This window comes from Streptomyces sp. NBC_00829, from assembly GCF_045161795.1.
Taxonomy (GTDB): Bacteria; Actinomycetota; Actinomycetes; order Streptomycetales; family Streptomycetaceae; genus Streptomyces.
Genome location: NZ_CP108867.1, coordinates 2,963,782 through 2,986,117 on the forward strand (window position 1 = coordinate 2,963,782; position 22,336 = coordinate 2,986,117).

General features: G+C 68.1%; 10 protein-coding genes and 1 pseudogene. 5 read left to right on the top strand and 6 right to left on the bottom strand.

Translation table 11 applies throughout. The annotated features are described in order from the left end of the window. Positions 1-52 precede the first annotated feature (52 nt). Both OG293_RS12485 and OG293_RS12490 read right to left on the bottom strand, forming a co-directional pair. On the bottom strand, positions 53-931 hold the full coding sequence (locus OG293_RS12485; protein WP_406003573.1) for a sterol desaturase family protein: 879 nt from the start codon (positions 929-931) through the stop codon (positions 53-55). A 493-nt stretch (positions 932-1,424) separates the two neighbouring features. Beyond that, entirely contained in the window at positions 1,425-1,553 is a 129-nt protein-coding gene (locus OG293_RS12490) for a hypothetical protein (protein WP_405998876.1), read from the bottom strand. Between the two features lie 83 nt (positions 1,554-1,636). Here OG293_RS12490 and OG293_RS12495 point away from each other — a divergent pair, with 83 nt between their 5' ends. The 3 genes and pseudogenes from OG293_RS12495 (at position 1,637) to OG293_RS12505 (ending at position 4,532) form a co-directional block, all read left to right on the top strand. Beyond that, positions 1,637-2,833, top strand: a complete 1,197-nt coding sequence (locus tag OG293_RS12495) for a helix-turn-helix domain-containing protein (protein ID WP_405998877.1) — start codon at positions 1,637-1,639, stop codon at positions 2,831-2,833. Between the two features lie 282 nt (positions 2,834-3,115). After that, positions 3,116-4,089 (top strand): annotated as a pseudogene (locus OG293_RS12500) (IS5 family transposase). A gap of 68 nt (positions 4,090-4,157) precedes the next feature. Continuing rightward, positions 4,158-4,532, top strand: a complete 375-nt coding sequence (locus tag OG293_RS12505) for a hypothetical protein (protein ID WP_405998878.1) — start codon at positions 4,158-4,160, stop codon at positions 4,530-4,532. A 502-nt stretch (positions 4,533-5,034) separates the two neighbouring features. Here the strand turns inward: OG293_RS12505 and OG293_RS12510 are convergent. Both OG293_RS12510 and OG293_RS12515 read right to left on the bottom strand, forming a co-directional pair. Further along, positions 5,035-5,496 carry a hypothetical protein gene (locus tag OG293_RS12510; protein ID WP_234460750.1) on the bottom strand — a complete coding sequence of 154 codons (462 nt, stop codon included), beginning with the start codon at positions 5,494-5,496 and terminating at the stop codon, positions 5,035-5,037. After that, positions 5,493-13,079 carry a ricin-type beta-trefoil lectin domain protein gene (locus tag OG293_RS12515; protein ID WP_405998879.1) on the bottom strand — a complete coding sequence of 2,529 codons (7,587 nt, stop codon included), beginning with the start codon at positions 13,077-13,079 and terminating at the stop codon, positions 5,493-5,495. Before OG293_RS12515 ends, OG293_RS12510 begins: the two co-directional genes overlap by 4 nt. Before the next feature lie 695 nt (positions 13,080-13,774). On the opposite strand from OG293_RS12515, the gene OG293_RS12520 reads away from it, so the two are divergent. Next, positions 13,775-17,248: a hypothetical protein gene (locus OG293_RS12520; protein ID WP_405998880.1), complete on the top strand. Its 3,474-nt coding sequence runs from the start codon at positions 13,775-13,777 to the stop codon at positions 17,246-17,248. 284 nt (positions 17,249-17,532) lie between these two features. Continuing rightward, positions 17,533-20,766, top strand: a complete 3,234-nt coding sequence (locus OG293_RS12525; protein WP_405998881.1) for a tetratricopeptide repeat protein — start codon at positions 17,533-17,535, stop codon at positions 20,764-20,766. Between the two features lie 329 nt (positions 20,767-21,095). On the opposite strand, the gene OG293_RS12530 is transcribed toward OG293_RS12525, so the two are convergent. Both OG293_RS12530 and mca read right to left on the bottom strand, forming a co-directional pair. Continuing rightward, entirely contained in the window at positions 21,096-21,353 is a 258-nt protein-coding gene (locus OG293_RS12530; RefSeq protein WP_405998882.1) for a hypothetical protein, read from the bottom strand. Then, the gene (gene mca / locus OG293_RS12535) at positions 21,346-22,227 is read right to left on the bottom strand and encodes a mycothiol conjugate amidase Mca (protein ID WP_405998883.1); all 882 of its coding nucleotides are present in this window, start codon (positions 22,225-22,227) and stop codon (positions 21,346-21,348) included. Before mca ends, OG293_RS12530 begins: the two co-directional genes overlap by 8 nt. Positions 22,228-22,336 lie beyond the last annotated feature (109 nt).

Here is a 22,336-nt window from a genome sequence, read left to right on the forward strand (position 1 = left end):
ACCCGAGACCGTAGCGGCTGGGTCTGCGGATCGAGGCCGACGCGCGCCGGTCTCACTCGGCGGGTTCCATGACCACGGACGCAGCCGAGATGGGTTTCCCGTCCTGCGGACTCCACCCGGGGTCGCGGAACACGCGACCGACACGCTCGCTCCAACTGTCGGCCATCTTGACGTCCTTGGCGATGGCCATGTACTCGTGCGAGGCCACCTTCAGCGGGTTGTACGTCCGGATGTTCTTGGTCAGCCCGTAAACGGGCCGCTCGGTTTCCGCGACGAACGTTCCGAACAGCCGGTCCCAGATGATGAGGACCCCGCCGTAATTGCGGTCCAGATAGCTGCCCTGGGACCCGTGGTGCACACGGTGGTGCGACGGCGTGTTGAAGACGAACTCAAACCACCGGGGCATCTTGTCGATGCGCTCGGTGTGAACCCAGAACTGGTAGATGAGGTTCAAGGAGGAACAGAATGCCAGCACCGCCGGGTGCACACCGACAGCGACCATGGGGAGGAAGAAGAACCCAACGGTGAACGTCATCCAGGGTTGGCGCAGCGCGGTGGTCAGATTGAACTTCCGGCTGGAGTGGTGGACGACATGGCAGGCCCACAGGATCCGGATGACGTGATGGCTTCGGTGGGACCAGTAGGAGATGAAGTCCTGCGCGATCAGCATCAGCGGAAGGGTCCACCACAGTAACGGCACCCGTAGCGGCGTCAGTTCGTAGATGACGCTGTAGATCGCGACATCCTGGAACTTCCACAGTAAGCCGAAGAAGAGACTGCCGAGCCCCATGCTGACACTGGTCACCGCGTCCTTGGCCGCATATCCGGCGTCCTCCTCGTCGGGGTGCAGCCGGACGAGGATAATTTCGACGACGGTGAGCAGAGCGAAGGCAGGTATGGACCAGAATACGACGTCGGGGAGGTTTGACATGGACAGGAATGATAGGCTGACCTCCCACCCGGGGGTTGACACATGTTGCCCGTTGAGCGCCTGGTATTGCTGCCGCAGTGTGGGCCTTCTGACGGCCCGCCAGACGGCGCCCACTGAGGTCGGGTTGCGGAATACGACGTGGCACAGTCCTGGTGGATGAGGCTGTCGACCTGGATCGGCCTTCCGCGCCAGGCGCTTCGCTTGCTTGTGTCCCCTCGGCGATCGCTCCACGCCGATGCACTCGACGTGCTGGGCGAGGATCTCCAGATCCCGGCCGGTGCCACACCCGAAGTTGACCAGGGTCCGGGCGTCCGGCCTGTGCAACTCGATCAGGGTTCGGCACATCCCGGCGCTCGTGCTGTCGGACTGGACCACGTCGTACAGGGCCGGATCGCGGTACAGGAGACCGCAAGACGGCCGCCCGGCCGCAGGGCCCGTCGCCGCGACCGGAGGTTTGTGGCTTCCACGTGCTCGGCTTCCGTGTTGGGGCTGGTCACATGAGGCTCCGCAGTCCGACCTCCAGGGCGAGCACATCGCACAGCGGATCGGGAACGGTCGGCGCAGCGTCAGCATCGCTCCGCGCCTCGGCGAGCGCCTTGCCGTCGACGTAACCGAGGTCCACCAGGACTGACTGCGATCACTGTTGATCTGATGGGGGGCCGATCACGGGTACCGTCTGAGTGTTGCCGCAGAACGGAGTTCATCGTGCCGCAGAGCACTGAGGAGCACACCGGCGCTCGGATCGCCCGCATCCGTAAGCAGCGGGGCCTGACGCAGCAGGGGCTGGCGATGCGCGCCAATGTCTCCAAGTCACTGTTGTCGAAGGCTGAATGCGGGCAGAAACCTACTTCCCCGGCTCTCGTCGCTGCCTGCGCCCGCGCGCTGGGTGTCTCCACCTCCGATCTGCTGGGGCAGCCGTACGCGGAAGAGTTGCGGCGCGACCGCATGGACGCTCTGATCCAGCCGATCCGTGAGGGTCTGGAGAACTGGGATGTCGCCCTGGACTGGGAGACGACACCCCGTCCGGTTGCGCTCATCCGCGCCGAGGTCCAGCGGGCCCTCGTGCAGCGCCGCCAGGCTCAGTACACGGACATGGTGCGCGACCTTCCCGCCTTGATCGACGAGTCGGTACAGGCCGTTCACACCACCACGGGGGAGGAACAGCGGCAGGCATACGAATGCCTGGCGGGAGCCTTCCGGTGCGTGTTCACCGTGGCGTGGAACTTCGGCTACATCGACCTCGCCACGGTCGCGCTGGACCGGTTGGCGTGGACCGCACCGCGCGCCGATGAGCCGGGCCTGGCTGCCATGCACGCCTACCTCCGCGCGCAGACGACTATGTCGTCCGGCCGGTACGACATCGGTGTACGGGTGATCGACCGGGCGCTACGGGATCTCGACGGCCAGGACGCCCGCCGCCCGGCGGGCATCGAGGCTATGCGTGGTGTGATGCATCTGCGGGTTGGGTTGATCGCGGGGCGGATGAAGGACCGGGAGCATTCGGATGCCCGGCTGGCAGAGGCTCGCGTGATCGCCCGGAGGACCGGTGAGCTGCCCGACTTCGGCGTTACCTGGGGGCCGGTGAACGTCGGGGTCCATGCGGTGGCCATCGCCTCGGAGATGGACGAGTTCGGCCTTGCCATCGAACTCGCCGAGGATGTACGGATTCCGCGCGGCTGGACCCGTTCGAGGGCCGGACACCACTGGATGGACCTCGGCCGCGCCCACGCCTGGACAGGCCACTCGGAGCAGGCTCTGGACTGCCTGCAACGGGCCCGGCGGACCGCGCCGCAGCAAACGCGCTACCACCCGACCGTACGGGAGACCGTGCTGGCGCTCAAGCGGCGCGAACGGGCCCGGAGCAGCTCGCTGGCGCAGTACGCGGAGTGGGTCGGGATCTAACACACGGCAACGCAAGGCAGTTGCACCGTCCGGTGCAACTGCCTTGCGTTGCCGGTCGGCAGGCTGACGTGCAGTCAGTACCCCCGGACCGGGCGAACGGTCCGGGGCGTGGCCAACGCCGATTGGATCGTCAACATGCCGCACTGTATGGCCCACTTCTTCGAGCTGTCGGTGCGGATTTCCAGGCCGACTCCGAGCCGCCGCCCTAGGGCGTGTGTGGAGTTGTGATCTCGTGGGTCCCCCGGCTTGGGAGGGTCGGGGCCCTTGGAGTAGAACGGTGGGGTGTCTCGACCTCAACTTTCGGATGCCGAGTGGGAGTTCATCTCTCCGTTTCTGCCGGTCGGTGAGTACGGGCCGTACCCGGAGAACCTGCGGGCACACTTCGAGGGTGTCGTGTGGCGGTTCAGGAACGGCGCGAAATGGCGGGAGTTGCCCGAACGATTCGGGCATTGGGCCACCGTTTACGGCCGGTTTCGGCAGTGGCGGGATGCCGGGGTGTTCACCGCGGTGTTCCAGGGCGCGATCGCCGAGGCGGCGAAGCGGGGCCTGGTGGACTTGTCGCTGGTCAGCGTGGACTCGACCACAGCCCGGGCCCATCATGACGCCGCAGGGATGATCATGAAGCCCGAGACCCTGGACGCGGTGGAGAAGGCCGCCGCGGAAAAAGGGGCACCAGCGAGGAACAAGACGGGCAACTGGACCCGGAGCGGGAAGAACGACGACGCGTGAGGCGTCGCCGCAGGGCCCGGCTCGCCGCTGCTGACCTGGGGCGTTCCCGCGGTGGACTGACCACCAAGACGCACCTTTCCTGTGTGCCGCAATGCTTGCCCCTGTCACTCAAGATCACCGCAGGGCAGGCGGGAGACAGTCCGCAGTTCATCCCCGTCCTGAACAAGATCCGCGTCCCCGGCCCGGCCGGCCGGCCCCGTACCCGGCCCGACGCGGTCGCGGGCGACAAGGCGTACTCGTCCCGCAAGAACCGTTCCCACCTGCGCAAGCGTGGGATCAAGGCGGTCATCCCCGAGAAGAAGGATCAGGCCGCCCATCGCAAGAACCGCGGCTCACGCGGCGGACGGCCCGTCACCTGGGACAAGCAGCTGTACAAGCTCCGCAACAGCGTCGAACGCACCATCAACAAGATCAAGGACTGGCGCGGCCTTGCCGTCCGCTACGACAAAAAGCCTGAAAGCTACCAGGCCGGACTCGAATTATGCGCCGGCCTCCTCTGGATCCGACACCTCGGATCACAGCATTGATCACAACTCCACACACGCCCTAGCGCCGACCACTCGTCCGTCGCTACAGACAGGGCAGGGGTGACGGCGTGAGCCTGACGGATACTGTGCGCCTGTTGCCATGGACGGGACCTGAGGGAAAGCCGTGCTACCTCGCGGGCGACGGGGCCGGATTCCTGTCACGCCTTGCCGACAACATGGAGGCAGCTCAGCTCGGCCTGGCCGGTGAGCTCATCGACGAAGCCCAGCAAGTTCTTGAGAGCCGCGCCTGGACGCCGGGAGAACTTCACTTGCTGACAGTCCAGTTGACCGAAGCTCTTGGCAACGTGCACCGGATCGCGGTGAGCCGAGGCGCGCGGCTGCCCGCACCGGCCTACGACGACCTCGATGCCCTCGACAAGCCGGACGAGGAGGACGAGGAGGACGACCGGCTTGACGCCGCGCAGCCTGTCCAGCGCGGCTGACCGCCTGTCGCGAACCCCAGTTCCGGGGATGCCTCTTCCAGTTCTTCGATACGTTTCCATGGCCCGCTCGAGCTTGTGGGCCGGGTCCGCGGGCCGTGCCGCGGCTGGAAAGTCCTGCGTAGTTGCGTCCGGGCCCACATCGGCGTCACCGCAAGCGTCTACGCCCACGTCCGACTCCGCCTCCAGCGCCAAGCCATCGATACCCTCGGCAACGCCCTTAGCCCCACCGGCGACGACCTCAACGACCCACCCGCCGCAGCCGTCGTCCGCTGACGTTGCCGTCAAACCCGTAACGCCCCCTCTTCAGGTTGCGCAGGAAGGGGCGTCACGAGGTCTCTCAGCTTGGTTCCCGATCGCAATTCTCGGACCGCATTCGGCTCCGCGTTACCTGCTCAGGCAATTCCGAATCTTGCCGCTTGGCCGCCTGGCTGCGAACAGCGATTGGAGACCAGCGAGAACGCCCCGCCGATTCCTCGGCGGGGCGTTCTCGCTGGTTCTGTACTTAGCTTGACGGAATCGTCACGACCGTCACTTGTCCATCCATTAGGCATTCGATGAGCACCGAACCGCCAAGCGGGTGGATCCAGAAGTGCGGCCCGGCGTCCAGGATGTCCCGCGCATGTCGCACCGCAACATCCGCAGGCATGGTCACGGCCGGCATCAGATAGTTGCCCCAGATGACGGCGATCCGCTCACCCCGCTGTACGTACGAGGAGAGCAGCTCCGCCGCCATCCTCGTCCAGTGCTCCTCATCGTCCCACCAGAGGCGGTCTTCGAACGGAGTGGACTCGAAGTCGATCACGTCGCCGGTAGCAGCCGGAAATCTGCTCAGCGTCGCTGCCGCCAGTGCGCGGTTCTCGGCGAGATCCAGCTTCATCACCTGCCGGCCGTCATCGTCACGGGGGTCATTCATGAAGTCCGGAAGGTATTCCGGATGACTCCCATAAGAACTACCGTCGGTCATACGTTCCGCCTCAACCACGTCGAAATGCTCCCGCCAGGGAACCTTATCGCCCATTTTCGAACCGACGCACCCTTACCCGTCATCACATTGATGTGCGGGCCGATTCTGTCGTCGGTATCCAGGCGGAACGACCTGTATTCCCCACCGCTGGTCGCGGTGAACCCGGTATCCCTACCGAAGGTGTCGACCGCGGACTCCATCGTCCCCTGCCGACGCTGCCACGAACCGGTGTCGATGGGCCCCACGGTGGCCAGGGCCTGGTTTCTGGCCTGTTCGAACGAGTCGGCGTCCAGGACAACCTCGCTGCGGGGCTTCTCCGGGTCGCACCTGCAAAGATCGGAGTGTCCGGGTTGCGATCCACCACAGTTGTGAACCAGGACCGGCGTGGCCCCCGCCACCACATAGTACGTGTGGTGGTTACTGACAGTGAGGTTGTGAACTGCCGCCTTGTGCGTGGTCCAGCGTCGGATCGCCGTGATCTGGACACGCGTCCCCGCCCCCGTCTGGAGCCAGTCGCCGGACGTGAGGTCGGTGGCATCGATCCACTTGCCCAGTGCGGGGACCCAGAACGGGTGCCCGTCCGTCGCCGTCACCGTGGCGGTCGCCGTGCCCTTGTCCCCGTCCGTGTCGATGGTGACCTTGACCAGGTGCTTCGTTCCCTGGCCGGCGATCTCGGCGGTGACGGTCTCGGTGCTGGACTCGTCCTGTTCCGGGTCCGTGGCCAGGACCTTGTCGCCGTTCTCGACGTCTTCGATCGGCTTGGACGAGCCGTCGGCCATCAGAACCCGGGTGCCCGGGACGAAGCTGTTGCACTCGCACCCGCAGTCACTCTTGCCGGTGGTCTTCGCCTTGACCTTCTGGTAGCCGGTCTTGACCGATTCCTTGGCCTTGGCGGCGGCCTTCTGTGTCTTCTGGATTCTGTTGCCGGTCTTGGCCGCGCCCTTCTTGACCTGCCTCGTCGCGGCTGCCAGCGCCTTCTTCCTCAGCTGGGCCGCCTTCGCCGCCGCGGCCTTCTTCGCTGCCGCCGCCTTGCGTGCCAGTTCCCTGGCGGCCTTGGCCAGCGCGATGATCTTCTTGGCCTGTTCCTTGGCCTTGATCCAGGCGCTGATCGCGCCGGCGATCCGGTTCACCGCCCTGAGAATGGCGGGGATCTTGCTGAGCTTGTACCACGGTATGGCTTCCGCGATCAGGCCGCCGCAGGCCCACAGGTCGCCGCGGGAGAAGCAGGAGACGACGGAGTTCCAGCCGACGAATTCCTTCAGCACCGCCCAGCCGACACTCAGAATGATGTCCGAGAGGCTGGTGTTGAGCTGCTTGTTCGCCCAGGCTTCCTCGCTCTTGGACGGGCCGCCGTAGCCACCGCCGCCCGAGGACTCCGACGCCATGCCGGTCGGGTCGGAGAAGGTGACCGGGTTGTTCTCGCAGTAGACGTATCCGTTCATCTGGATCGGATCGGCCAGGTCCAGGGCCGGGTCCGCCGAGAGGAAACGGCCTGTGAACGGGTCGTATTCGCGGGCACCGAGATGTACGAGTCCGCTCGCCGCGTCATCGTCGCCTCCGATGTATCCGCGGTGCGAGCGCAGCCCCGGATCCTCGGCGCGTTTCACTCCGAACGGATCGGTCTTGTTGAACCTGACCGCGTTCCCGGCGGCGAGGTTCACGTCGATGTAGGCGGTGCCGTTCTGGTCGGCGATCTGCGCGGACAGGACCGAGGCGCTGGTGCCGTAGGCGTGGCGCATCACCGTCGGCGCGCCCGGCTGCGGGTAGTACCGCTCGGTGGAGGAGAGTGAGCCGGTGGCCGTGGTGGTGACCGTCGAGTCGCCGAGGTAGAGCGTCTGCTCGGAGCCCGTCACAGCGAGGAGCCGCTCCCCGCTCGGACCGTAGATGTAACGGGTCTCGTCGGCGGGCGCCCACGACTGCCCCGTGCTGTCGCCATCGCAGGGGAGCAGTTGCAGGTCGGTGCCGTCGGCAGGGTTCGATCCGGGGACCGTCAGGCACTTGCCGGAGGCGATGTGCTTGAGCCGGTGCTTCTCGGACACGGCGGTCCACCGCTGGTCTGCGGCACCGGTGCAGGCGGCGATCACGACGGCAGTGCCGTCCGCGCCGGCACCGGCCTTGGGCATCACGCACCGGCCGAGGATCTTCAGCGCGCCCTGGGAGGAATCGGTCGCGGTGGCGCCTTCGATACGGAGCTTCTGTGCCTTGGAACTGTTGCAGGAGTACAGCTGGAGCGGGGTACCCACGGCGGTGGAACCGGCGGAGAGGTCGAGGCACCTGCCGCCCGGGCCCGTCCAGGCTCCCGCGCCCTGGTCACCGAAGCCTGTGATCGTTTCGACCTTGCCGTCCCAGGTCCAGGTCAGTGTCTGCTGGTCGCCGCCGTCGACCCGGGTGAGGGTGTTGCCGGACTTGTCGTAGGTGCGTGTGGACGCCTTGGTGACCTGGGCGCCCGCCTCCGTCTTCCGTGTGGAGGTCATGCCGGTGAGGGTGTGCGGTTGGCGGCCGCCGTCGCCGTACGTGTAGGTGGTTCTGGCGTTCTTCGTGGCGTCCAGCGCCGTGTTGTGGTCGACGAGTTCGGTGCGGTTGCCGACGGCGTCGTAGGTGTAGGACTTCCAGTAGCCGTCGTTCGCTGCCTCGACATTGGTCGTGCCGTCGTCGTACGTCGGCTGGGCCTTGTTCTTTCCGGCCGCGATGCAGGAACTCGGCGCGGTCCATGCCTCGGTCAGCTGACCGAGGATGTCGTAGCTGAAGCACTGCCGGTCGGTCGCGCCGCCCGAGGTGTCCGCGATCGCGGTGACGTTGCCTGCCGGGTCGTAGGCGTATTTGCGGGCATTGACCCGGTTTCCGGTCACGGTGGTGGTGTCGGTGGTCGACTCGCGGTCGACGATGGACTCGTTGAGCTCACCACCGGATTCGTCGAACAGGTTGGTGGTCCATACCCGGTTCGGGTGCTGGCCGGTGACGGAGCGCAGGACTTCGCCGTAGACGCTGTACTTGGTCTCGGCGGTGTACCAGTCCAGGCCGGAGGTGGAGACCGGCAGGCCGTCCTCGTTGTACCGGGTGATGACCTTTTCGCCGGAGAGCGAGCCGGCGGCCGGTAGGGAGGCGGACTTGAGCAGCCCGGTCCTGGTGTACTCGTAGGCGTAGCTGTAGCTCTCCCGCAGGCCGAAGGACTGGGCGATCGACTGCGGCAGGCTGAGCTTCTTGCCGGTGGGCTGGTACTCGGGCGTGTAGCCCGTCACTTCCATCGTGTAGGGCAGCTTGTCGGTGTACCGGGTGGCGGTGGCGGGCAGGCCGCGTCCGCCGGTGACGGAGTCGTACGTGTTGGCGGTCAGCAGAGCACCGTCGATGGCGCTGAGGTGCTGTTCGACGGGGCGCGAGAGCTCGTCGTATTTGGTCCAGACCGTCACGTCCCGCGCGTCGGTGGTGGTCACCGGACGGTCGAGCGCGTCATAGCCGGTGGTCGAGGTACCGGTGTCGGGGTCCGTTGCCGACGTCTGGCGACCGCGGGCGTCGTACGTCCAGGACCAGGTGTTTCCCTGCGAGTCCTGGGCCTTGCTCCGGTCGCCGCGTGCGTTGAACTCGTACGTCGTCGAGCGGGGCTTGGCCTCGTGGGCGGCGTCGGTGAAGGTGTCGACGCGCACCGTGCGGCCGAGTGCGTCGCTCCAGCTCCGCTGGGACGCGGCGCCGGTCGGTTCGACGACCGTGGAGTGGTCGAAGCCGTACAGGTGCCGGGTCGCCTTTTCCGGCTTGGCAGTGCCGGCCTCGTAGGGGGTTTCGGCGAGGAGGCGGCCGAGGCCGTCGTACTTGTAGAGGGTGGCGTTCGGGACCGAGTAGTCGAGGACGTCGTACATCTCGTCCGTCTGCGGTACCCCGGTCGCGTAGTACGCGTTGTTGCTCCGGCTGATGGTGCCGTTGGCGCCGTAGAAGGTGTCGGTGATCAGGCGGCCCTTGCCGACCGCCGACTCCTGGCGCTGCCGCTCCCGGCCCAGACCGTCGTAGAAGACGACCGAGTCGGCGAAGCTGCCGTTGTCCTTGAGCGTGGAGGTGACGACGGACACCGGCGCGCCGGGGGTGATGTGGTAGGCCATCTTGACCGAGGGGGTTTCGGTCGTGGGCCGGTTGGTGCCCCAGCCGGCGGTGGTGCGGCCCAGCGCGTCGTAGGCGTAGGCGGAGGTCCGGCCGTTGGCGTCGGTCTCCTTGAGCGTGGTGCCACGGCCCGGCTCGATGTCGGCGGTCGTGGTGTGTCCGAGCGCGTTCTTCGTCGCGATCGAGTAGACCTGTCCCGTCGGCGGGATGTAGGTGGTGATCTGCCCGTTGCCTGCCGGGTCGGTGGTGGACGTGGGCCGCCCGTAGTCGTCATACGTCAGTGAGCCGCTGCTCATCCAGCTGCCGCCGCGTCCGCTGACGTTCCAGGTGCTCGTGGCCAGCCCGACAGCCGGGACATCTCCGAAGCCGCCGCCGTCGTAGGCGACGCGGGCGCCGGATATCCAGTCCTCGGCGGTAGCGGTCGCCGCGCAGGTACCGGCCGTGGTCAGCGTTTCCTTGTCCAGACCGATGAGGTGCTTCTTGAGGTTGTGGGCGTAGGACATGACCGTGCAGGACTCGTCCCCCGTCCGCTCCGTGTCCCCCAGCGTCTCGACCTCGATGGGCAGTCCGTAGGTGTCTTCGTACGTGGTGTCGACCTTGGTGGTCCGCCAGGTGCGGTGGTCTCCGGTGGCGGTTCCCGAGGCGCGGGTCACCGTGGTGCTGCGGTCCTCGAGCACCCTGTACGCCTTCAGGGCCGGGATGCCGCCCCCGCGCTTGCGGGAGGCGAGTTCGACGGCCGCCGGGTAGTCGACGGATCGGGTGACAAGGTTTCCGCCGTAGGCGTCATAGGTGAGGGTTTCGGCGACGCGGCCCTGGAAGGCGTCCTTGTCGTCGGCGATCGCGGCGCCTGCGGCGTCCTTGACGGTGACGGCACGTGTGCCCCCGCCGGGCAGGGGATCGCCGTCCATTCCACGGAAGTAGCGGGTCTCGCTCATGGACCGCTTGCTGCCGGTGTACTCGTGGGAGGAGTCGGCTCCGGTGACGGTGCGGACCAGGCCGAACCCACGCCACTGGTCGTAGGTTCGTGTCTTCTTCTTGGAGAACTCCGCCTGGTTCAGCGCCCAGGCACCGCCCCCCTCGTACTCGTACGAGGTCAGGACGGGTTCCACGCCCACGATCGCGGGAAGTTCCTCGATGTGGTCGACGACGTACTTGTTGAACCAGTCGATGCTCTCGTCGGCCTTGTCCGGGTCCGGATGCCAGTAGGCCGGGAAGCACAGGCCCTTGTTGTCCTCCGGGTCGGGAAAGCCGCTGCCGCTCTTGCAGTGCCCCACGGGCTTGGCGTAGTCGACGACCGTCTCACCGCCGTATTCGTTGACGACACGCTGGATGCGCAGCCGGTCGAAGGTCGGGTTCGGGTCCTTCGCACCCTCCTTGACCCGGTTGGGCATGGACTCCGTGTTGGCGACGAAGGTCACCGGGCGCAGGGCTGTCCCCTCACCCGAGGGGTCGAAGCCGGTGCGGGTGATGGACTCAAGCCACAGCGCGGTGCCTTCGTCCGTCCGCTCCGCCGGAAGGGACTGCTGGAGTGCCCACGTGTCGACCGCCGACAGGGTCGCCGAGCCCTTGGTGCGCTGCGTTGAGGTGGTGACCTTCGCCAGGCGCTTGCGCGACCAGAAGGTCGGCAGGGGGACGTAGCACTCCTTGCCGCTCGCGCCGGAGCAGTTGAGGTCGGCGGGGGTATCGTACCAGATGCGGTTCTTGGAGGAGTCGCCGGAGGTGAAGTTGGCGTCCGTGCAGGCGATGCCGTCCTCGACATAGCAGCGCTCGTCGGTGGCGAAGGAGACTCTCGCCAGCGGGGCGGCGCTGAAGAGGGTCGAGTCGCGCTGTCCGTAGTCGATACGGGACAGGTAGCCGCCGCGATCGTATGGAACGGGCTTCTTGAACTTCAGGTTCTGCGCGAAGTAGTTGGTCTCCTTCTGCCACCACAGGGACATGGCGCTGCCACTGGCGTCGACGACGTAGTCGAGGTTCCAGCGCCAGGCCTGCTTGCAGAAGGACTTCGCGAAGGCCTCGTTGTAGCACGGCTCGTCGGGCTGGTTGCCGGAGACGGGGACGGAGAGGACGGAGTTGGTCACCGGGTCGTCGGCTTCGGCGCCGTTGTCGCTCCAGTGGGGCAGCTTGTGGCGGCCGAAGTAGTACTGGGTACCGTCGCGGGTGGTGACCCGCCAGTACTCACCGTCGGCGTCGCCGTTGCCGAGCGTCGTGTCCGTGAGCAGCTCGACGCGTGAGCCGTCGCCGTTGGCGGTGACCCACTTGTCGGACTCGGCGGTGGCGCCGTCGGGCAGGACCAGCTCGGTGGTGGTGCCGCCGAGCGTCAGTGTGGCGTTGTAGGAGCCCCAGCACAGGTCGGCGGTCTTGCGCTTGGTGTTGTTGCCACCGGTCACGTCGTCCCGGCAGGCGCGGTAGGTACGGGTGATGGAGCCGGGGTTGTACTCCCAGCCGTCACCGATCCAGGACGCCTGGTTGTTGGTGGCCGAGGTCCGGCCGTCGACACCCTGGGAGTTGTAGTTGAGTGCGAGGCTCGGTGTGGGACCGCCCGGAACGTTGGGGGCCTGCATCGCATAGGTGTAGGAGAACCCGCCCGAACTGGTGCCGGCCGACCAGGAACCGGCGCTCGGCAGGGGCGTCGCGGAGAAATCTCCCTTGGCGCCGCCGCCCGAGGAGGTCGCGACGAACACAGACTGGTTCGCCCCGGCGACGGCTGCCACCTGACCGGGGTTCCCCTCCGTCGGGGAACGGAAGGCGGCCCTGCTTGCCGTCGTGGGGGTGTCGCGGGCCGGTGCGGTCGACGCGCCGGCAGAACGGGTGGCGGGGGTGTCGGTCAGCTCCGCGATGCCGACCGTGGCGTTGATGCGCCGGGTGCCGTCCAGGACGCCGTCACCGGTCGTGTCTCCGTCTTTCGGCACGACGATGTTCTGGGTGTCGACTTCGGTCGGCTCCGAGCAGCCCTCGGTGTCGGGGCTGGTCAGAAAACAGGCGGGGAAGCGCATGAGCTGGAGCCGGTCCGCCCAGTTGGCCCCGTACAGCTCGGCGAACTCGGTGTAGTTCAGAGCGATGACGGCGTCGCCGGTGGCCGAGGAGGGCGGGGTCACGGTGAACGCCATGCCCTCGATGTCGGCCTCGGCCAGTTCCGACTGGTGGGCGAGTGCGACCCGCCAGTCACCTTCGAGCGCGGTGGCCTGTTCGGGTGTGGCACTCTTCGGCGCCCCGATTTCGATGGGCAGCGTCTTGACCGGCACTGTCTCGCCCGGCGCCAGGTCGGCCACCGTCTCGGTGAGAGGGGTCTTCAGACCCGAACCCGCGGGAACGGTGGTCTTGCTCGGTTCGTACTCCGGGACAGGCGGCACCTCGGACGTCGTGGTGTCGGCGAGTGCTCCACCGTCCTTCCCGGTCGCGGCGGACGGTTTGGGCAGAGCGACGAGGTCCACCCCGGCACGGTCACCGGGCAGCGGCAGCGCGGTCGCCGCGGGCAGCATGCCCACGGCCAGCGCCATGACCACTGCGAGGAGAACCCCGGCCCGCAGCCGTGCGCGCCTGCGCCGTGCCGCCCTTGTTCCGGGAAGTCGTCCCCGGCCGCTCCACGAAAGCGAACCCCACACGATGACCGAAGCCCTCCAGAGCTAATAGGGCCTCAGACATCGAACACAACTGCCTTGAGTCTGAAGCGATCTGACGCGGCGAATGTTTAGCCATGAATTCACAACTCGTCAAATTCACGATCAGACGGGTGTTTTGCCTCACACCGTAATTGGTGATGGTTGCACCGAAGTACCGGATACCGAGGAAATCCGGCCTTTGACGCATCGAAGGTTCAACAGCGGAAGGAAGAGGCATCGACGAACATCACATCCCCAAATAGCCGTTCCGGCGTACCGATTTGAGGGATTTCATCATGATCTTGCCTCCCGGGTCAGATCGAGCCGCACCCCCCGACGCGTCCTCACGCGCCGAGGACTGATCGATCCAGATCCGCCATGCTCACGTCAAACGGCGGTTCACGGAACGACCATGAACGTGGAGGGCCTGTGAACGATCCGTCATGCTTCTGCCCGGCCCCCCTCCCTGCCGCGGTGTGTCTCCGGTCAGGTCCGGCGAGCGGCGAGCAAGGTCCCCCGGGGCTCGACAAGAACGTCACGGCATGTGCCAGAGCGGTCCGGCGGCTGCCGTTCAGTGAGGAGAACCCAACATCGTGGAACGTCGTCGTCTCATGCGGGCCCTGCCGCCCCGGAGGTACGCGGCTGGAGTGGCCGCGCTCATCGCGGCTGCCCTCGGCGTGACCCTGCTGACCCCGGTGTGGGACGAGCCGGACACCGCGCCGACGCCGAAGCCCGCCGGAACGGCAGGTCCGCTGGACGAGGATGCCGCCCAGGACCAGGCCCGCAGGACAGGTCGGCGTGTGGAGGTCACCGCGCTGCGCAGCGCCACCTCCACGACCCACGCCCTGCCCAACGGAAGCTTCCAGCTCACCGCTCACGCCGCACCCGTCCGCGCCAAGGTGGGCACCGAGTGGAAGCCGATCGACACGACGCTCACACGCACCGACAGGGGCTGGGCACCCAACGCCGCGGTGGACCCCGTGGTCTTCTCCCCGGGCAGCGGCAGGGCCGGCACCACCGCCCCGGAACCGGGGCACCGGGCGTCCCACGCCCTGTACCGCGTCTCGCACAGCGTCGGCGCACCGGCCGCGACAGGACCCCTCCAGTACAGCCACCTGGTCACCTTCACCAGCGCGGGCCACGAGGTGAACGTCGAATGGCCCGGAGTGCTTCCCCGCCCGGTGATCAACGGTGCAAGCGCCCTCTACGAGGGCGTATTCGAGGGCGTGGACCTCATGCTGACCGCGCGGGACAGCGGCTTCGGTCACGTCCTGATCGTCCACGACGAGAAAGCCGCCGCAGACCCACGCCTCACCTCGCTGCCGTACCGGTTGAGCTCGCCGGACCTGACCTTCCATCTTGATCCGGTGACCCGCGTGGTGACGGGCAAGGACGCCGGAGGCAAGGAGATCGCCGTCTCCCCCACCCCGTTCATGTGGGACTCCGCCGGCACACCCGACACCACCCGCGGGGAGGACCCCCAGCCTCCCGAGCCCCCGCCGGCCCCACAGCCCTCCTACTCCGAGGAGCCCGGTGCGCCCGCGACCGACAATCCCCCCGGCGACGGCGAGGACACCCCCGCCCCTGCTCCCAGCCCGGCGCGCCCGTCCTCACCGCAAGCCTCGCCTTCCACGGCATCGCCGTCCTCAAGCCCCGCTTCGCCCGGCCCCGAGGAGAGTCCGCGCGGCGACAGGTCGTCACACCGCTCCGCCCACACAACGGTGACGAGCGCACAAGGGCGAACGGTGACCTCCGCCCTCGTAGCCCGGGCCGGTTCCTCCCCGGGGAACATCTTCGGCCTGCCGGCGCTGGGAAGCCCCCTGCCGGGGTCCCACGCCGTCGCCGGCGAAGCGAGCCTCGACGGCCAGGGCACACGGTCGGCCGTCCTGACCATCACCCCCGATCATCCGTTCCTGACCGGCAAGGACACGGTCTTTCCGGCCTTCATCGACCCCCCTCTCACCGGCAAGACGAAGAGCTGGACCACCGTCTACGAGAAGCACCCGGACTCAAGCTTCTACGACGGCGCCAACTACAACTCCGGTACCACAGAGGCCCGCGTCGGCTACGAGTCGGACACCTGGGGGCTGTCGCGCTCGTACTTCCGTCTCGGCTGGACCAGTTCCCTTCGGGGCGCCACCGTCACCGACGCGAAGGTCCGGCTCCTGGAGACCTATTCCTGGTCCTGCTCGGGCCGGCAGATGGAGCTCTGGCAGACCGACGGCATCACATCCCGCACCACCTGGAACAACAAGGCCGCCTTCAGGACCAGAATCGGCAGCCTGGACTTCGCCCACGGATACAGTTCTTCCTGCCCCGACGCCTATGTCACCTATGAAGCCGACGCCATCGCGAAGAAGGCCGCCGACGACGGCTGGACCAGCCTCACGATCGGACTGAAGGTCCCCACCGACAAGGAAGACCACACCTCCGACTCCGCCCACTCGTGGAAGAAGTTCAAGGCCGAAGGTGAGGCAGCCCCGAAAATCCTCATCACCTACAACCGCAAGCCCGAGCCGCCGTCCGGACTCACCATGACGCCCGGCCCTGACTGCGACTCGTTTCCGCCGTACACCTCCGTCGGCAAGAGCAACCTGACCTTCAGCGCCGCCAGCAGGGACGACGACGGCGACCTCAAGGCACTTGACTTCGAGGTGTGGGAGTCCGGCAAAGCCGAGAACAAGATGTTCGACGGCAACAGGACCGTCGACTCAACCGGCAGGGCGAGCGTCACCCTCCCCCTGCCGAACACCCGCTTCACCAATGGCAAGCAATACTTCTGGCGGGTTCGCGCCATCGACTCCACAGGAGCAGCATCCGCATACCCCTTCGCCATGAACTGCGGTTTCGTCTACGACGACACGGCCCCCAATTCCCCGCAGGTGACCTCCACGGACTTCCCCGAGGACGACGGAACCGGAAGCACCTGGAGCAGGTCCAAGTTCGGCACCGCCGGTAACTTCACCTTCGGTGCCGGTACGTCCGCCGACACGGTCAAGTACGTGTACTCCTTCAACAACGGGAGCTACGACAAGAGCGTCGCCGTCCGTGCCGGCGCATCCGCCACGGTCTCGCTCAAACCGCCCTTCGCCGGACCGAACGTGCTCTACGTCAAGGCCGTCGACGTCTCGGGCAACATGTCTCCCACACCCGCCAAGTACCTCCACTACGTCTCCCCGCGCGATACCGGCGACGCCGCGGGCGATGTCACCGGAGACACCTACCCCGACCTGCTCGCCATCGACGCCGCAGGCAGCCTCAGCACCTACCCCGGCGACAGCATCGGCGACGTGCACATCCATACGTCGGGCGCACACGACAACGGCAAGCCGCTGCCCAGCGGCTACTGGACCGGCTCCGACAAAACCCCGGCCCTCATCAGTCACATCACCGACTGGTACCCCGGTGACGGCCTCACCGACCTGCTGGCCAGAATGCCGGACGGCAAGCTGTACACCTACCCGGGCGACGGCTACGGCAGCTTCGACATCGAAAAGCGCCTCGAAGTGCAGCTCCCGGAAGGCTCCCCCGACCCCGCCGCACTGACCCAGCTCGTCACCACCCGCGACATCACGGGTGACAAACTCCCCGACGCCTTCGGCCTCGCCGGTGACCAGCTGTGGGCCTTCACCGGCTACACGGGAGCCACGTTCGCCCAGGCCCGCCTGCTCAGCAAGGGGGACTGGAGCGCGCGCGACATCGTCAACGTCGAGGACATCACCGGCGACGGCATCGCCGATCTGCTCTTCCGCACCGAAGACACCGGCCAGGGACTCCTGCTCCGCCACGGCAAGCGGGCCTCCACCGGCGGCGTCGATCTCGGCTCGCTCGCCTCGGCCTCCGCGTCGGACGGGGGCAAGGACACGGTCTACGGAACCAACGGCTGGGCGTCCGCCAAAGTCCCCATGCTCCGAGGCACCCCCGATGTGAACGGCGACGGCGTTCCTGACCTCTGGGCAGTCTTCAGCGATGGAGCTCTCTACGTCTACCCCGGCACACGCACCGGCCACGGCACCCCTTATCTCGTCGGGGAGCGCAGCTGGAACAACCTGCGCGCCCTCGGCTGACATCACGACAGGGCACGCCCGCTTCTGAGGAGTTCTCACTCCGGCGAACAGGGCACACGTCGACGGTCCCGTCCGACAGACCACCTCGGGCGGGACCTTCGCGCTCCGCGACGGGCCCGGACGGGAAGTGATGGGAGGTTGATCGGCAGAGTCCCTCGCGCCGAGACGCCCCAGACAGGACACTTGTAGCCGGAACGGAACCGGAATCGGAACCGAAACCGGTACGGAGGCGGAACGGAAGCCGGTACCGGGACGGAAGCCGGAGCTCTCGGAGGGGGACGCACATGCGGGACAGCCATCGGGCTGAAGCCGAGCGGCTGTTGGTACGCGCCGTCGAGGAAGAGGCACGGCGTACGGGCGGGCGGTCGGACTCGGGTGTGCTGTTGGCACGGGCCCGGGCCGCCCTCGACAGCATGGCGGCGGTCGCGGGAGAGGAATACGCCGCGTACGAACAGGCGCTGGCCGAGGCGGAGGCCGGGCAGGAGCCCCTGTCTTCGCAGTTCAGCCGAGGGAACATATCAACTCCCGTGCTGGTGACGGCCGTTGCCACCGCCGCTGCCATCGGGGCTGACGTGGCCCTGGGCACCGCCACGGGCACCGCGCTCGGTGCCGGGGCCGTGGTCGCCGTCGCCGGGGCCGCGACGACCGTCGCCAAGGTGACGGCCTCGCACTGGCCGGCCGCGCACCGCCGGGCGGGCGCGCTCGCGCAGCCGGGCGGGGCGGAGCAGTTGCGGCTGCAGTGGCTGACGGCGCTGGAAGTACGGGGCATCCGCCCCTTCCTGGACCAGCAGCGGATGCTGGCGTCCACCACCCGCACCGCGACGAAGAAGCCGGCCGTGGCGCCGCAGCTGCGGGGGTCGGACCGCAGCGCGGCGGCGCGCAGGCGGTCGGTGCTGGAGCAGTCCTTCGGTCATCTGCCGGAACCGGACGGGCCGTTCGCGGGCCGTCGCGAGGAGATGGCGCAGATCTCGCAGTGGGTGCATGCGGCGCGCGCGTCGACGGAGACGAAGCCGACGGTCGTGGTGCTGTACGGCTCGGCGGGCTCGGGGCGTACGACGCTGGCGGTGCGGGCCTCGCACCATCTCAAGGACCAGTTCCGGGGCGCGTGTGTCGTCGATCTGCAGGGAGAGGGCGACCGTCCGCTGTCCACGCGGGACGCGCTGCTGCATCTGCTGAACCGGCTGGGGGCGCCGCGGGAGCAGTTGCTGTTCCGGGGGTCCGGCTCGGGCTCCCGAAGTGAGCGGTCGTCCGCCGAGCAGCAGGTGCGGCGGCTGAGCGAGCTGTACCACCAGCATCTGACGGGGCTGCCGGTGACGGTGGTGCTGGACGACGCGAGCGATCCGGAGCAGGTGCGCACGCTGCTGCCGGAGCGTTCGGACAGCCTGGTGCTGGTGACCGCGCGCGGGCCGCTGGAGCTGCCGGACGACATTCCGGCGTGGGTGCATCAGCTGCCGGTGCGGGCGCTGGACGCGGCTGGCGCTGAGGAGTTGCTCCGGGCCGCAGCCGAGGAGCCGCCGTCCGGTCCGTACGACGCCCAGTCCGTCGATGCTGTGCGGGAGTTGTGCGGCGGGCTGCCGCTGGCGCTGCGTATCGCCGGTTCCGCCCTCGGCCCGCGGACCGCGGATCAGCTGGCGGCGGATCTGCGGGCGTACGGCCCGGTGGACGCGGTGGATCGGGCCCTGTGGCTGCGCTACACCGACCAGCCCGAGCAGGCGCGTCGGCTGCTGCGCCGGCTCGCGCTGGCCGGGCGGGCGTCGCTGGGCACGGCCGCGGCGGCGGCGCTGCTCGCCACGGACGAGCAGGAGTCGCAGCGGCTGCTGACGGGCCTGGCGTCGGCGGGTCTGATCGACCATGTGCGGGCCGGTCGCTACCGGCTGCACGATGTCGTTCGCTCCTTCGCGCGGGACCGGCTCCTTGACGAGGAGGAGGCGGCGGAGCGTACGGCCGCGCAGGAGCGGCTGATCCAGAACTACGCGGATCTGGCGGGGGCCGTGATCCGGATGGTGGACGGCAAGATGTCCACGCGGGCGGGCCAGTTCGGTGCGCACGGCTTCCCTTCGCTGGACGCGGCCCTGCGCTGGCTGGACGACGAGTCGAGCTTCATCACCTCGGCGCTGCGGCACGCGGAGGGCGTGAACCAGCAGACCGTGCTGAATCTGCTCGGCGCGCTGTGCGACTACTGCCTGCTGCGCGGCGATCTCTATCGGCTGGGCGAGATCAGCGAACTGTCACAGGCCGTGGACCAGGGGTTGCTGGAGCGGTCCGTGCGCTGGCGCACCGGCATCGCGGCAAGGCAGCTCGGCGAGCTCGACACGGCCCGTACGACGCTGTCGTCCGTCGTCGGTCTCTACCGCGAGGCGCAGAACGACTCGGGCACGGCGCTCGCGCTCTGCTCGCTCGGTATCACGCTGCATCACCAGGGCAATCTGAGCGAGGCCGCCGCGAAACTGCACGAGGCGATCGATCTGCAGTCCTCGGACGAGCAGTCGGAGGACCGGGCGTGGTCGCTGCACGCGCTGGCGGCGGTGGAGCGTGACCGGGCGAATCTGTCGGAGGCGCTGACGCTGCTGGCGGCGGCGCTGGAGCTGCACCGGGAGGGCGAGTCACTGCACGGTGAGGCGTGGTCGCACTTCCAGCTGGGCCAGGTGTGCCTGCGGATGGGCGACATCCCGCGCGCCGAGTCGGAGCTGGGGACGGCGCTCGATCTCTACGGCCGGACCGGCGACGTCCGCGGTGCGGCCTGGGCGCTGACCCAGCTGGCCCGGGGGCGTCTCGTGGACGGCGATCCGGCTCCGGCGGTGGATCAGCTGCGTCAGGCGCTGGCGCGCCATCGTGACAACGAGGACGCGCGCGGCGAGGCGTGGACGCTGTACTACCTGGGCCAGGCGCTGGAGGAGAGCGGCGACCGCGACCAGGCGGTACGGGAGCTGGAGCGGGCCCGGACGATGTTCTCGCGTATGCGTGACGTCTACGGTCTGGCGTGCGCCCGCCATCACTCGGGCCGTGTCACCCGGGACCAGCGCGCCGCGCAGACCGGCAACCTCCGCAATTCGGGCTTTGCCCGTCAGCTTCTGGTCGATGCCCGCGCGGACTTCCACCGCATCGGGGTGGCCCATGGCGAGGCCTGGACGTGTCTGGAGCTGGCGCTGATCGACGCGGGGAACAACCGCGTGGCGCAGGCGTTGGCGCTGTGCGACGAGGCGGTGCTGCTCTTCGCGTCGTACGAGGACGAGCGGGGCGGGGACTGGGCGCGCTTCCTGCGCTGCACGATGCTGCCGTACGCGTCCGCGGGCGGCATCGAGGTCGGCACGGTGGTGGCGCAGGAGGAGCTGGTCCGGCTGATGGAGAAGTCGCACCCGTCGCGCGACGGCAAGCTGGAGGACTGCGCGGAGGCGCTGGCGGTGATGCTGGAGCGGGGCGTGCGTCTGGAGGACGGCTGGCAGGCCTGGACGCTGGGGATGGTGCCGAACCGGCATGCGCGGGAGGTGATGGGCGTCCCCCTGCCCGCGACGGCGTAACGCCGGGGCGGCCCGGCGGCCGGGCCCGCGACGGCGTAACGCCCGGGAAGCCCGGCGGCCGGTTCGGTCCTCGGGTCGAACCGGGCGGGCTCGCTTCCTGGTCGCCGGACAGGCTCGCTTCCTGGTCGCCGACCGGCTCGGTCGCTGCCCGCCCGGCGCGCCGGAGGTCTTTCCGCAACCGGAGGTCTTTCCGCAGAGGTTCCGCCCCGGGCGCTCCTCGATCGCCGGGGGCTCAGATCCTGCCCGTCCGGCGCCCGGGGGCATCGTCCGACGGCCACTGCGCGCGCCGCCGCGTTACGCGGAGGCCGCCGGGTCACACGTCCGTGGCATCACGCGGAGGCCGGGCCCGGCCTCCGCGTACCGCCGTCCTTCGGGGACGCCTCCGCCTTCGGGTCGGGGGCCTCCTCGAAGTCGACCCGGCCCATGTGGCGGTTCATCGACTTCATCAGCAGCCATACGCCCACGGCCAGCGCCGCGAAGACGATGAAGCCGAGGATGCCGGGTGTCACCTTGTTGTTGTCGACCTCCTTGGCAAGAGGGACGAGGTGCGTCAGTGCGAGGTTTGCGCTTGCGCTCATATCAGGCATTCTCGCGGATGCCCGCGAAGAGGTCGTCCTCGGGGAGGGAGGTATCGACGAGAGACTTCGCCAGCTCGTACTCCTCGGTCGGCCAGACCTTCCGCTGGATGTCCATCGGGACGCGGAACCAGCCGCCGTCGGGGTCGATCTGTGTCGCGTGCGCGATCAGCGCCTTGTCGCGGATCTCGAAGAAGTCCGCACACGGAACATACGTGGTCAGCGTGCGCTCGGCCCGCTCGAACTCCTTCCAGCGCTCCAGCCACTCGCCGTACGGGGAGTCCATGCCGCGCTCCAGCAGCGCCTCGTGCAGCGCTACGGTCCGCGGCCGGTTGAAGCCCTGGTTGTAGTAGAGCTTCCGCGGCTGCCAGACCGGGCCGAACTCCGGCTCGGGGAACTTCTCCGCGTCCCCCGCGCCGTCGAAGGCCACCATCGAGATCTTGTGGGTCATGATGTGGTCGGGGTGGGGGTATCCGCCGTTCTCGTCGTACGTCGTGACGACCTGCGGGCGGAAGGTGCGGATGGACCTGACCAGCCGGCCGGCCGCCTCCTCGACGTCCTCCAGGGCGAAGCAGCCCTCGGGCAGCGGGGGCAGCGGGTCGCCCTCCGGCAGGCCGGAGTCGACGAAGCCGAGCCATTCCTGGCCGACGCCGAGGATCTCGCGCGCCTCGTCCATCTCCTTCCTGCGTACTTCGTGGATGTTCTCCTCGATGTACGCGTCCCCCTGGAGCTTGGGATTGAGGATGGAGCCACGCTCGCCTCCCGTGCAGGTCACGACCAGCACGTCCACCCCCTCGGACACATACTTGGCCATCGTGGCCGCGCCCTTGCTCGACTCGTCGTCGGGGTGGGCGTGAACGGCCATCAGTCGCAGCTGCTCAGTCAAGACTCGATCCTCAATGATTCGTCGCGATATACCCCTGCCGTCCCGCGGGGTCGTCCATGTGGTGCGGCGGTGGGTGACGGGCGGGAGGCTTCTATAGTGACCGAATCGG

Coding starts and splice junctions, on each gene's coding strand:
- OG293_RS12515 (WP_405998879.1), bottom strand. CDS start 13,079: ATGGCGCTGGCCGTGGGCATGCTGCCCGCGGCGACCGCGCTGCCGCTG.
- OG293_RS12525 (WP_405998881.1), top strand. CDS start 17,533: ATGCGGGACAGCCATCGGGCTGAAGCCGAGCGGCTGTTGGTACGCGCC.
- OG293_RS12510 (WP_234460750.1), bottom strand. CDS start 5,496: ATGACCGACGGTAGTTCTTATGGGAGTCATCCGGAATACCTTCCGGAC.
- OG293_RS12485 (WP_406003573.1), bottom strand. CDS start 931: ATGTCAAACCTCCCCGACGTCGTATTCTGGTCCATACCTGCCTTCGCT.
- OG293_RS12530 (WP_405998882.1), bottom strand. CDS start 21,353: ATGCCTGATATGAGCGCAAGCGCAAACCTCGCACTGACGCACCTCGTC.